The organism is Saccharopolyspora spinosa NRRL 18395 (assembly GCF_000194155.1).
Classification (GTDB): domain Bacteria; phylum Actinomycetota; class Actinomycetes; order Mycobacteriales; family Pseudonocardiaceae; genus Saccharopolyspora; species Saccharopolyspora spinosa.
On the sequence record NZ_GL877879.1, the window covers coordinates 1,571,432 to 1,583,724 of the forward strand.

The 12,293-nt window shown below is 66.3% G+C and carries 13 protein-coding genes and 1 pseudogene; 9 read left to right on the plus strand and 5 right to left on the minus strand.

The window, feature by feature from the left end; translation table 11 throughout:
* Positions 1-10: 10 nt before the first annotated feature.
* Both SSPN_RS45850 and SSPN_RS0126355 read right to left on the minus strand, forming a co-directional pair.
* On the minus strand, positions 11-277 hold the full coding sequence (locus tag SSPN_RS45850; protein ID WP_010310197.1) for a hypothetical protein: 267 nt from the start codon (positions 275-277) through the stop codon (positions 11-13).
* Positions 274-627: a hypothetical protein gene (locus SSPN_RS0126355; protein ID WP_010310196.1), complete on the minus strand. Its 354-nt coding sequence runs from the start codon at positions 625-627 to the stop codon at positions 274-276. The genes SSPN_RS45850 and SSPN_RS0126355 overlap by 4 nt, the downstream gene beginning before the upstream one ends.
* A 173-nt stretch (positions 628-800) precedes the next feature.
* Here SSPN_RS0126355 and SSPN_RS0126360 point away from each other — a divergent pair, with 173 nt between their 5' ends.
* The 4 genes and pseudogenes from SSPN_RS0126360 to SSPN_RS60355 all read left to right on the plus strand — a co-directional run.
* Positions 801-1,274: a hypothetical protein gene (locus tag SSPN_RS0126360; protein ID WP_143539706.1), complete on the plus strand. Its 474-nt coding sequence runs from the start codon at positions 801-803 to the stop codon at positions 1,272-1,274.
* A gap of 268 nt (positions 1,275-1,542) precedes the next feature.
* A complete protein-coding gene (locus tag SSPN_RS57060) occupies positions 1,543-1,857 on the plus strand; it encodes a recombinase (RefSeq protein ID WP_010310929.1) in 315 nt (104 codons plus the stop codon).
* A 227-nt stretch (positions 1,858-2,084) separates the two neighbouring features.
* Complete coding sequence (locus tag SSPN_RS0126370) at positions 2,085-3,164, plus strand: integrase core domain-containing protein (protein WP_202798790.1); 1,080 nt, start codon at positions 2,085-2,087, stop codon at positions 3,162-3,164.
* A 241-nt stretch (positions 3,165-3,405) separates the two neighbouring features.
* Positions 3,406-3,492 (plus strand): annotated as a pseudogene (locus tag SSPN_RS60355) (hypothetical protein); the annotation flags it as partial.
* 147 nt (positions 3,493-3,639) lie between these two features.
* Here SSPN_RS60355 and SSPN_RS55435 read toward each other — a convergent pair.
* From SSPN_RS55435 to SSPN_RS0126385, 3 genes are all read right to left on the minus strand, one after another.
* Positions 3,640-3,840 (minus strand): hypothetical protein, encoded by a 201-nt coding sequence (locus SSPN_RS55435; protein WP_010310930.1) that lies wholly within the window; start codon positions 3,838-3,840, stop codon positions 3,640-3,642.
* Positions 3,837-4,214, minus strand: coding sequence for a pilin (locus SSPN_RS45855; RefSeq protein WP_044575650.1), 378 nt, complete (start codon positions 4,212-4,214; stop codon positions 3,837-3,839). The genes SSPN_RS55435 and SSPN_RS45855 overlap by 4 nt, the downstream gene beginning before the upstream one ends.
* 194 nt (positions 4,215-4,408) lie before the next feature.
* Entirely contained in the window at positions 4,409-5,344 is a 936-nt protein-coding gene (locus tag SSPN_RS0126385) for a hypothetical protein (RefSeq protein ID WP_010310937.1), read from the minus strand.
* Positions 5,345-6,443: 1,099 nt separating this feature from the next.
* On the opposite strand from SSPN_RS0126385, the gene SSPN_RS0126390 reads away from it, so the two are divergent.
* The 5 genes from SSPN_RS0126390 (at position 6,444) to SSPN_RS51980 (ending at position 12,170) form a co-directional block, all read left to right on the plus strand.
* Positions 6,444-7,268 carry an HARBI1 family protein gene (locus SSPN_RS0126390; protein WP_029535146.1) on the plus strand — a complete coding sequence of 275 codons (825 nt, stop codon included), beginning with the start codon at positions 6,444-6,446 and terminating at the stop codon, positions 7,266-7,268.
* Between the two features lie 486 nt (positions 7,269-7,754).
* Positions 7,755-8,141 (plus strand): hypothetical protein, encoded by a 387-nt coding sequence (locus tag SSPN_RS45865; protein WP_010310939.1) that lies wholly within the window; start codon positions 7,755-7,757, stop codon positions 8,139-8,141.
* Positions 8,138-9,157, plus strand: a complete 1,020-nt coding sequence (locus SSPN_RS0126400) for a TRM11 family SAM-dependent methyltransferase (protein ID WP_010310942.1) — start codon at positions 8,138-8,140, stop codon at positions 9,155-9,157. Before SSPN_RS45865 ends, SSPN_RS0126400 begins: the two co-directional genes overlap by 4 nt.
* A complete protein-coding gene (locus SSPN_RS51975) occupies positions 9,154-10,500 on the plus strand; it encodes a DNA cytosine methyltransferase (protein WP_044574967.1) in 1,347 nt (448 codons plus the stop codon). The genes SSPN_RS0126400 and SSPN_RS51975 overlap by 4 nt, the downstream gene beginning before the upstream one ends.
* Before the next feature lie 89 nt (positions 10,501-10,589).
* Complete coding sequence (locus tag SSPN_RS51980; protein ID WP_010310947.1) at positions 10,590-12,170, plus strand: tyrosine-type recombinase/integrase; 1,581 nt, start codon at positions 10,590-10,592, stop codon at positions 12,168-12,170.
* Positions 12,171-12,293 lie beyond the last annotated feature (123 nt).

The following is a 12,293-nucleotide window of genomic DNA, read 5'->3' on the forward strand; positions in this document are numbered from 1 at the left end:
ACATCGAGCATCAGTAGCGGCCCTCGTCCAGCTCACGCGCCCAGACCTGCGGGATCGCAAGATCAAGGTAGGCGGGACTGGCCAGCAGGTTCAGCACCTGCGCCCGCTCGGAGTCGGTCAGCGCCTGCGGTGGTGGTGTGCGCGGCAACCACGGTCCGTGCGGCCGGCCTTGCGGGTGGGCGTGCCGATAGTGGGTGGCGCGGGATATTTCCGTCAGCACGCACGATTTCTTCACTGACACTCCGGCATCGCGGAGTTCGGCGAACGCGGTCGTCATGATGTCTTCGGCGGCCCGTCGTTGTCCGTGCTCTCGGAGAGTCCTTCCAAGAGCATGCGCGCTTTTCCCATGATATCGAGCGCTATCTGCGTCTTCGCCAGTTCCGCCTTCAATTTCTCGTTCTGGCGGCGAAGTTTCTCCAATTCGATCTGCTCGGCGGACTTCCTCCGTCGCGCCGGGCCCGACGGTGTGTCCGGTGCCACCGTGAGGACACCGGCGTCACGGGCTCGCGTCCATTCGATGACGTGGGAGGAATACAAGCCTTCCCGCCGCAGGAGCGCGCCTTTCTCCCCATTCGGGGCGTTCTCGTACTCAGCGACGATCGCCAGCTTGTACTCCGTGCTGAACACTCGCCGCGTGGGACGCGGTGCGGGGTCGGCCTGGTTGGCAGGGGTGGACGGCCGGGGCTGCTTGCCAGGTGGTGTGGACACGTGTTCAAGGATCTCCGATCCCGCCCTCGCTCAAGACCCCGGACTCACTCAGGGTGTCTCACACCAGCCTGACAAAGAGGGTGTTGCGGGAGTTGGCCGAGGACACCGGACTGATCGCAGGGGTGAATGAGGCGTTGGCCGATACCTATGCCGGTCCGTGGGTGCATGCGCCCGGGCGGGTGTTCACGGATATGGCGGTGGCCATCGCTGATGGCGCGGACTGTGTCTCGCATATTGAGGTCTTCGGTGACCAGCACCAAGTGTGCGGGCCGGTGGCCAGTATGCCGACCACCTGGCGAATGCTCGACCGGATCGACGAAGCGCATCTGCCGGGGGTGCTGTCCGCGAGAGCGGCGGCACGGGGGCGGGCGTGGGCGGCGGGTGCGGGCGGCGGACCTGAACGGGTTGCTGCAGATCGATTTCGACGCCACGGTCACGATTTCCCATTCATAGCCCACCGAAACGGCGGGCACGCCACCGCCGCCAATGCCAGCGGCGGCGGCGCGATCTTCACCCTAAACTTCCCCGCTGCCCAAAGATCCCCACATCCAGAGCAACAGGACTGACAGCGTGATACCCCGGCGCGCTCCGCACCGGGCCACAGACACCCACCTCCAGACAGACCGGAGCAGCCCAAGCCCTCGGACTTGTCACAGCGTTGTCACCGCGAGAAGCCCGCCCATCCCACCGCCCGGTGGACCGTCCAGCAGGCCAGGAATCTCTCCACGACGCTGGGGTGCCGCATGGACTCGCTGCGCTTCCTGCTCCGACCGGGATGCGAAGTGCACCAACGCCTGCGACGCCGTCTTCGCAGCCGACGAGGCCGGCGACGTCGTGATCGAACCCGATGCCGAGGTCCAGGCCGCGATCCGTGACCTGTTCACCGTGTTCGAGCGGACCGGCTCGGCCTACGGGGCAGTGGCCGCCTTCACCGAGCGGCGGTTCCCGCTGCGCGCCTACGGCGGGGTCTGGGCCGGGCAGCTGCGCTGGGGAAAACTCACCCACGCCCGCGTGTTGGGTGTGCTGAAGAACCCCGGCTACGCTGGGCCTACGTGCACGGCCGCTACACCTCCCGCCGCCGGGTCGACCCTGACGGAACGGTCCACACCGGACTCATCGAGCAGCCGCGCGCCGAGCGGCCGGTGCTGATCAAAGACCACCACCTCGGCTACACCGAACAAGACGACCCCACCAGCAGCGGCGGTGGGCATAGTGGGGCAGCCCTGTGCCAGTGGGGAGGGGGCGAAGCCGCGGATCGGGTGGCCAACTCCTACCTCCGCGCGATGCAACACCGGGAACACCTGTGGGGCTCGTTTAGTCATCGCTGCAGGTGAAAACAACAACTCGGCATTCACTGGGATCATTCCCGAGTGATCGTGTCGTTGCTGTACAAGGTGACCCGGAAGTTGCTGTCCGTCCCGGCCGTGCTCCTGCGTCGTGATACGGCCAAGGATGCCGAGCTGCTCGTCCTGCGGCACGAGAACTCGGTGCTGCGCCGACAGATCCAAGGGTCCGTCCGGTACGAGCCGGCAGACCGGCTCTGGTTTGCGGCGCTGTCCACACTCATACCGCGGCGCCGCTGGGCTCATGTCTTCCCCATCACCCCAGCAACCCTGCTCGGCTGGCACCGCAGGTTCGTCGCCGCCAAGTGGGACTACAGCGCCCAACGCAAGCGAACCGGCCGCCCGCCCACCGAGGCGACACTCAAAAAGCTCGTCGTCCGCCTGGCCCGGGAGAACCCGCGATGGGGCCACAGGAGAGTCCAAGGCGAACTGGCTCGGCTCGGACACCCGATCGCCGCCTCGACAGTGTGGAAGATCTTGCGCGCCGCTGGGGTCGACCCAGCCCCACGCCGATCCGGACCGACCTGGCGCGAATTCCTCACTGCCCAAGCCCACACCATCATCGCCTGCGACTTCCTCCACTTGGACACCGCGCTCGGCCAGGGGCTATACGCGCTGGCCTTCCTTGAGCACGGCACACGCCGCCTGCACATCGCCGGCGTCACCGCGCACCCGACCCGAGAGTGGACCGTGCAACAGGCGCGGAATCTCGCCGTCAACCTGGGCACGCGCGTCGAGTCGCTGCGCTTCCTCCTACGAGACCGCGACGACAAGTACTCCCCGTCCTTCGACACCGTCCTCAAGGCCGAGGACATAGAAGTGATCAAAAGCGCTCCACAGGCGCCGCGGATGAACGCGCACTGCGAGCGGATCATTAGAACCTTGCGCGACGAGATCCTCGACCAAATCCTCATCTTGAACGAGACCCACGCGCGAAAAGTCCTCGCCGAGTACCAGCGGCACTACAACGAGCACCGACCCCACAGGGCCCGCAACCAGCTACCACCGAACGCACACCAGCAGCCCGCCCCCATGCCCGACATCAACGCCCGCAAAGTCCTCCGCACGCGGGTCCTCGGCGGCATCATCAACGAATACCGATACGCCGCTTAACCTGCGGCGATGACTCTCCGAGGCCCACAGGATCCGGATCCTGGGCGCCACCGCACACCCGACGGCCCCGTGGGTCATCCAAGCCGCAAAGAATCTCGTCATGGACCTCGAGGACGGCGACTGCCGGGCGCGGTTCCTGGTCCGCGACGGCAAATTCCCAGCCCTGTTCGATACCGTCCTGTCGGATTCGAGGGTTGAGGTCGTGCTCAGCGGCGTCCAGATGCCGAGAATGAACTCAATCATGGAAAGATGGGTGCAGACCTGCCGCCGCGAACTCCTGGACCGCACCCTGATCTGGAACCAGCGGCATCTCCTCCATGCCCTGCGCGAGTTCGAAAACTTCTACAACTCCCACCGACCCCACCAAGGCATCGCGAACGCGCGCCCGCTACATCCTTTGCCTACGTCAGCCGCCAAACCGGAGCAACTCGCCCCCCCTCAACATCGGTCGACACGACCGGCTGAGTGGCATCCTTCACGAGTACCACCACGCAGCATGACCTGCACGGATATGGTTTTCGCCAAGCGCAGGGGTCGGCTGGGCCTGCGCTGGAGCGTGACCGGTGAGCATCAGCGCCACCGCTGCGGCGAGGATCAACACCAGGTTCTGGATCGAGGTGGCGGTGATGCGGCGACCGGCCGCCGAAACCCCTGCAGCGGGATGGGAGTGGGTCATGGGGCGCCCACCACCTGTTGCAGGGCCGAGAGGATCGGCCCGGCCAGCACCGCGACCGCATAGCCGATCAGCGAGTTCCGCAGGCTCTTCTTCGCCCGCTCGACCTGCCCCGGATCCCCATCCGCGGCGAGATACCGGACGCCGCCGATGGTGAGGAACAACGTCGCCAACGCCACCAGAAACCCCACCAGATAACCGCGCAGGTTCTCCACAACCTGATGCAGATCTCCCGGTGGTTTCGGCGCCTGGGCCCACGCCCATCCGGTCCCCGCACTCCAGATCACCGCGGCGACCACCACAACGATCACGCACCAGCGCACCCTTCCGCGCAGCACCGCGAAGAGAACGCGGCGGCGCGGTGACGGCAACAGCATGCTCACGTCCCCTTTCCACGACCCCCGGCACCACACACCCCAGTCGAAAAAACGACGCAGCGGCGACACGGAAGTTCCTCCCTCACTGGCAGGCAGAAAAAGCAGAGCCATGTCATTCCGCATCGCGATCGGCGGACTGGATTCGTGCACGGATCCCACGACCCCGCTTTTCCCTCACCCTTCTAAAGCGAGTCCTACGCCGCGGATTCACAATCGGCGGCGGAGATCTTTTCCACCGCGCCATCGGTGAGATACGCGACGAGCTTGCGTTCGGCCTTTTCCCGCAAATAACAGATCTGCCGATACGTCAACCCCAACGGGCCTGCCAGATCCCGCAAATACAGACCTTCCAACCTGCTCGCCCCGATAACCGCGGCCTCCCGCTCGGTGAGACATCCGTCCCGGACGGCTTCGGCCAGCACCAAATCGGGATGCCCACTCGTCGGCGGCGGTTCGATCGACTCCGGCAACGCCACCATGCGACCAGCGACATCCCACTCGGCCGCCCGCGTCTTCGCGCCCGCGCGCTGCGCGGCCCACACCAACCGGGCCGCCAGCATGCCCGCATCCGGATCGATCGTTTTGATCCGCTCGGTGAACCCGGCCAGCACCGCCGCATCCACCTCCGTGACATCACCGGTGTAGCCGGTGGCGAGCTGCCCGGCGATGTTGCGCAACCCCGGCAGCGCCACCCCCACCGCACCCACCACCCACGCCGCACCCCGCTCCTGAGCCGAGCACACCAGCTCGCGCCAAGCGGCCTCCCGCGCGGCATGCGAGGTCGCCGGATGCAGCAACACCGACCGCAACTCACCCAACGGAATCCGCCGAGCGGGCAGCCCACGCCCCAGCACAGCACCATCGACCGCCAGGGGATCCGGGCCGCTGGACAGCAGACGGAAGGCGTTCTCCGCGGCGTTCAGCACCGACAGCGGTGGTAGCGGTTCGTAGACCTCGTCGAGATCACACACCGTTTCCTCACCGCACTCCGGCGCCGCCCCGAAGTCAACGTCGAGGAAAGTCTGATCGGTCTCCACCAGGTCGAGATCTATCTCGGTCATGACGGCACGGCCCTCCCACGAACCGGCCACCAACACCCGGCGGCCGGGGCGAACAACGACACCGTCCATGCCGCCGAACCCGACCTACCCTTCCCTCACATGACGATCACCACCCGAACCGTGTAAGGACCGCTGTTGGTCATCCGTAAGCAGCACACCCAGCACCGCAAGAGGATGTAAGGGTGGGGTTGACCTGCGATGCAAGGACACCGTAAGGCGACAACAAGACCCCTGAGCCACAGCAACGATCTCCAGAGAAAAATCTTGAAAACCCGGCTCCGGGGCTTGACCGCCCCTGCCGGAGGCCCCTTGCCGACCCCGCCGGCGCCAACCGCGAACCACACCCGTACCCCGTGGCCGGGGCAACCGACAGAACCCCCTGCCAGGCCGCGACCAGGTGCGTCGTAGAGGCGCGCGTTCCGTCCCTGCCCACCCGACGCCCCACCAGACCCCTGTCTCGTTTCCTCCGTTCCAGACGCTCGAGAGATGTCCGGGTACCGAGACGCGCAGCGGGATCATCGAGACGCTGCGGGTTAGCCGCGAGACCTCAGTCGACGTCCAGGCTGCCCTTGGCATCGCACCGCACTGCCACCGCGCCGCGGAGACGGACCCGCTCCTCCGGCAAGGGCTGCCATTCGGTCTTCGACGCGTCATGTAGCACGGAACTCGATCACGTAGCTGCGTTTGTGGTTCACGAGTGTGGTGTGCGGCGGGACCACTCTCTCGTCTTGCCCGGAAGGGTCCAGCGCTCCGCCCGCGACGGCGCGAATGATCAGCCGCCCACACCGACGGGGCCAAGTTCGGTCGCGGTGCCGGCATCCGCAACGCACCACCAGCACATGGTCGGTGGTTGGTGATCAGACGCTGCTGGACGCAGAGATCCGAGAAGAGCGGGGCGCGCCAGCGCAGTATCGATCACGGCGTCGAAGACAGCACTCCAGACCATGCCCGCACCGGCATAGAGATACCGGACGTGGTCGTATTCAAAAAAAATATGGGCAGTGACCCTTTCCGGGTAAGCATCTGTGGCTCTGGGTAGTCGTCGTGGCTGCGGCTGGTGCGTGTGGCGGTGACACGCCGAAGTTGTTGTGATGCAAAGTTAAAGCGCGGAACCCCGGGTATGAATTTGGTCCTACCACAGATCAACTTCATAGGAGTTCCGCGCCTGATGAGTGTGACATACACCGCGACGTTGCCGGTACGCGACCTGACCGTGCTGTACCTGTCGAGCTTGCTGCACACCCAACGCCTGCGGTGCGGCACCCGCAAGCACCGGAGATCGCTGAGCACATACAAGCAGGCGATCCTGGTGCTGCGCTGGTTTCTCGACGGCACTCGCGTGAAACAGCTGGCCGTCGATCACACGATCAGCTCCTCCACCGCATACACCTATCTCCATGAGGGATTCGCAGTGCTCGCCGCCCAGGCTCCAGCACTGGAATCAGCACTGCTGGCAGCGAAAATCGCAGGCCACGGCCACATCTCCATCGATGGCACCCTGATCGAAACCGATCGGGTCCGTACACCCGGCCCCACTCGTGGCGTGGACCTGTGGTGGTCGGGAAAACACTCCAACCACGGAGGCAACATCCAGGTCATCACCGCCCCCGACGGCTGGCCGCTATGGACCTCCCAGGTGCGCCCGGGCCGCGAGCACGACACCACCGCGCTCCGCGCCCACCCCGAAATCATGCCCGCCCTCACCGCCTGGACCAGCGATGACCTGCCCGTCCTGGGCGATTTAGGCTACGAAGGCGAATCCGGCACCATCACCGTCGCCTTCAAGAAACCGAAAGGCGGCGAACTCACCGACGACCAGAAAGCCCACAACAAGACCCACAACGGCAAACGAGCCATCGGGGAACGCGGAAACTCCGTGCTCAAAACGACCTTCAAAGCACTCCGCAACATAAGCCTGTGCCCCCGGAAAATCGGCACCATCGTCAAAGCCGCCCTCGTCATCCTTCACACCGAACACGACCGCACAACATGATCACCCACAGCGACCAACCGTTACCCGGAAAGGCTCAGTGTGATGTGAATCCAGCGGCTCGGGTGCGCTTTAGAAGGGCGTCAGAACCTTTCGCCGTAGCCGATCACGGAGTAACCACGCATGACACCCATGCCCCCGAACTCCGCCACTCTCACGGGTCCGCCAGCGCCGCCACAGAACAGAGAGGAACCTCGGAGTCACGGTGCTCCCGTTCCCTTGGGCATTTGGCTGTGCGGCCCCCAGCCGAACACCTCACCCGGAGAAACCCGAAGTATTTCCCAGCGGCTGACCGATCGCGTAATCGAGGAATTCGGTCCCGACCGAGAAAGCATCGTCGTTACCTCGGCCGACACCGATGCGTATGCCTCCCACCTCGACTCCGCGACCGGCCGACACCTCCGCACCGCACCGATTCCCACCACATCCGCCGATGGCACCCCGCCGATCCGTCACCGGTCCCCCAGGTCTCGGCAACGCGCGGGGCACATGCCGCCGCAGGGGTCGGTGGATCTGGTGGTGGCCTGCCAGCTTCCCGCGCCGGTACTGACCTCGGCCGGCGAACCGTACGCGTCCTGGGCGCGGTGGCTGCGGCCCGGCGGAGCACTCGCCGTGATCACCGCCAACCCCGCTGGCCCGGGACGGTTCGCCAACCACACCGGCGCGATCATCACCGCCGCGGAAACCGCCGGCCTGGCCTACCTGCAGCACATCATCGCCGTCCTCGCCCACATCGAAGGCAACCGCCTCCTCATCCCCGACGACCACGGCGCGGCCACCGAGCGCGTGTCGGCGCGCAACCCGGTCCACGTTCCGGCGCACGCCGATGTCCTGATCTTCCTCGCCCAGGGTGACCCGACCGGAGGCCAGGCATGAACCACATCCACCCACCGTCCATGCCAACTCCCCGGAGCAGCACCGCGTTGCGCGAGCTGCCGCTGACGGTGTGGCCCACCGCCCAGCACGTCGCGCGAACCCAGCGGCGGGGACGCTACATTCCCGAATCCACCGCCCACCCCGCCAAGATGCTGCCCGCGATCGCCGCCCACGCCATCACCGCTTTCACCACCCCCGGCGACCACGTGCTCGATCCGATGTGCGGGATCGGGACCACCCTCGTCGAAGCCGTCCACCAAGGGCGCGACGCCCTCGGCGTCGAATACGAACAACGCTGGGTCGACGTCACCCAGGCCAACCTCGCCCTGGCCGCCCAATCCGGCGCCACCGGCACCGGACACGTCCTGCACGGCGACGCCCGCCACACCCTCACCCGCCTCGCCGGTGCCCACACCGCCCGCGTCGGGCTGCTGGTGACCTCTCCGCCCTACGGCGCCAGCCTCCACGGCCAGATCACCACCGCCTCGGGTGGAGTCCGTAAACGCGACTACCGCTACAGCCACGACCGCGGCAACCTCGCACACCGCAGCCTGCCGACCCTGCTGCGCGGCTTCACCGACATCCTCACCACCGCCCTCCCCCTGCTGAAACCCGGCGGGATCGTAGCGATCACCACCCGCCCTTTCCGCCACGACGGCACACTCATCGACTTCCCCTCACTCACCCTCGACGCCGCCATCAACGCCGGCCTCGAACCCATCCAGCGCTGCATCGCCCTGCTCGCCGGCGTCCGCGACGGCCGCCTCATCCCTCGGACTTCGTTCTTCCAACTCGACTACATCCGCAAGCTTCGCGCCCACGGCATCCCCGCCCACGCCATCGCCCACGAGGACGTCCTCATCCTCCGCCGCCCGCCCTTTCCCGGGAGTTCCGTAACCCCACAGGGTTCTGAACACTATCCCGCCGCAAGACCCCGCCCATTGTCCTTCGTGGACACTCCCAGCGAACTGGTCGCAGCGGCAGTGGGCAGTGAGCCGCAGGGCTGGGCCGCATGAGCACCCCGCCCGTACCCACATCCGCGGCGACGTTGTCCGTCACAGCCACCGCGGGGCCGGTCGTGGGATCGTTGTGCACCGGCTATGGAGGACTGGACCTCGGCGTCCTCGCCGCGCTCGGCGGGGGCAGCATCGCGTGGTGCGCCGACCCCGACCCCCACATCGCCGCGCTACTGGCGCACCGCATGCCCGCCTCCGTCAACCACGGAGACCTCCGCTCGATCAACTGGCGCACGGTGGAACGAGTCGACGTGGTCACCGCCGGATTCCCCTGCCAAGACATCTCCGCCGCCGGGCGGCGCAAAGGCATCGAGAAAGGCGAACGCAGTGGCCTGTGGACCGACATCATGGCGGGTCTTCGCCTACTACGACCACCGCTGCTCGTCGTGGAAAACGTCGCCGCGCTCCGCTGGAAAAACGGCGGCCTGCACCGCGTACTCGGCGACCTGGCCGAAGCAGGGTATGACGCGGCATGGCGAAGCATTCGCGCCAGCGACATCGGCGCCCCGCACCGACGAGAACGCGTCTTCCTCCTCGCCTGGCCCCACCATGACCACACCGATGATGCCCACACCCACCGCACACGACGGAACCTCCAACGGCATCAGCGCAGCCAGCAGACAGGGCGGCCCCTCCCTACTCGACCATCTACGGCAACTCCCGACACCAACGGCCTCGGACACCAAGAACTGCACCCAACGAACGCAGCAGAGCGGACCCACACTGCCCGACCAGACACTGCTTCTCCCCACCCCACGAGCCTCGGACACCGGAACACCCGGACGGCAAGCCGGAACCGGATTCCGACCACCGCTGTCGCAACAGATCCTGCCTTTGGTGGCCCCCGAGGCCTTGTTGCCGACACCGCGAGCGACCGACGGCACGAAGGGATGCCCGGCACAACGCGGCTCCAAAGGAGACCTGATGCTGCCCTCCGCAGTCATCCATCTCCTCACCAACCCTGGCAACAACCCCTGACCGAAGACGACGCCGCACGAAACGATGAGCTGCCGACCGCAGCCGGTGATCACGCGGTGGACTGGGGTGCCTACAGCACCGCGATCCACCGGTGGGAACGAATACTCAGACGCCGCACACCGTTTCCCACCCAACCGGGCAAGCACGGCCGCCCCGTCGTCTCACCACGCTTCGTCGAACACCTCATGGGACTCCCACCCGGCTGGGTCACCGACCTCCCCCTCCCCCGCACCGCCCAACTCCGGGCACTGGGCAACGGTGTAGTCCCCCAACAAGCCACCCACGCGATAACACTGCTCCTGGCCGACTTCGGCGTTTTCACCGACGCTCACACCGACAATGCGCGGCAGGTGAACGCCGCATGACTCACCGAACCACGGCCCCGACCCGAGATTCGTCCCCGGCCCTTCGATTGTTGTCCCTAGGTGCCGGTGTACAAAGCACGGCGGTACTGTTGCTGGCCTGCGAAGGGGCGATCCCACAGTTCGACTACGCACTGTTCGCCGACACAGGATGGGAACCGCGCGCGGTCTACGCGAACCTCAAGCGCCTGCGTGCCCACGCACGGCGATTCAGCATCCCGGTGCGCACGGTCTCAGCCGGGAACATCAAAACCGATGCACTCGACCCGAAACACCGGTTCGTGTCGATGCCGTTGCACGTGCTCAACACGGACGGCTCGAAAGGACTCGCCCGGCGCCAGTGCACCAGCGAGTACAAGATCGTCCCGCTGAAAAAGGCAGCACGCCAGCTTCTGGGCTATCCCCATCCCAAGCGAGTGCCGACAGGGGTCTACGCGGAACAGGCGATCGGGATCAGCACCGACGAGGTTCATCGGGCCAAGGACGCCGACGTACGCTATCTCCGCAACAGGTTCCCGCTGCTGGAACTCGGGTGGGACCGCGACACCTGCGTCGACTATCTCGCCACTCAAGGCTTCGGGCAGACAGTGAAATCGGCGTGCCTGGGTTGCCTTATGTGGAATCTGGAGGAGCTACGTTGCTTCTTCATGATCACAGTGCATTGGGAACACTTTCCACTGGTGAGCCAGCATCCGGAGGCTCGCCGGTGGCTCCAGTTCACCGCGAACCTGGGGCGATCGCCGAACACGGTGGACGCCTACGGCCGCAGCGTCGAGGACCATCTCGCGTTCTGCCTGACGTGGGGCGCCGACCCGGCGACAGCACGGCCCGATGTGGTGGCTGGGTGGATCGGCGACATGCTCCAGCGTCCCAACGTCCGCTCAGGCGGCATCGGGCTGGCAAACGCGACCATCCAGCAGCGCGTGATCGCGGTTCGCTCCTTCTACGACTTCCTGGTGGAGGAAGAACTCCGCGAACGCAACCCGGTCCGACGTGGCCAGTCGAGTCGCCACGGCGGGCGTGCGAAGCAGGGACTGGTGCGCCGGGTGGAAAAAGCACCGTGGATTCCCAACGAGCCTGCGTGGGACCGCATCCTGCGGGCGTGCGAGCACGAGCCGGTGCGCAACCGGCTGATGGTGACCTTCGCCTACGACGGCGCGCTGCGCCGCCAGGAACTGGTCTCGTTGGTGGCGGGCGATCTGGAGCCGGCCTGGTCATTGATCCACCTGCGGGCGGAGACGACGAAGTCCAAGCGTGCCCGCGAGGTGTCGTTCGGTACCACCTCCGCTCAGCTGCTGGTGTCCTACCTACGCCAGCGCGGTCAAGAGTTCGGCCGAGCCGACGGCGGGTTGTTCCTGAGCCACTCCCGACGCAACCGCGGCAACCCCCTGGGGCCGGCGAGCTGGTCGAAGATCGTCGCCGGAATCGCCTCCCAGGCAGGTGTACCCCAGCTCTCCACGCACACCTTCCGCCACCTGCGATTGACCGATCTTGCCCGCGCCGGATGGACGATCGACGAGATCGCCCAGTACGCCGGCCACCGGGATCTCTCGACCACACAGAAGTACATCCACCTGTCCGGCCGCGAGCTGGCCGCCAAGATGCACAAGGCCACCCGCTCATTGCAGGCCGACCGCGAGCGCAGGCTAGCCGCATTGGTGGAGCCGTGGTGAACACCCTGACCGATGCCGAGCGCCAAGCACTCGCCGAGACCTACGACAACGTCGCCCGCCCGCGGCTAGCCGGGCATTCCGCACATGAGGGTTGATCAACTCGGCCTGGTCGTCATGTTCTGG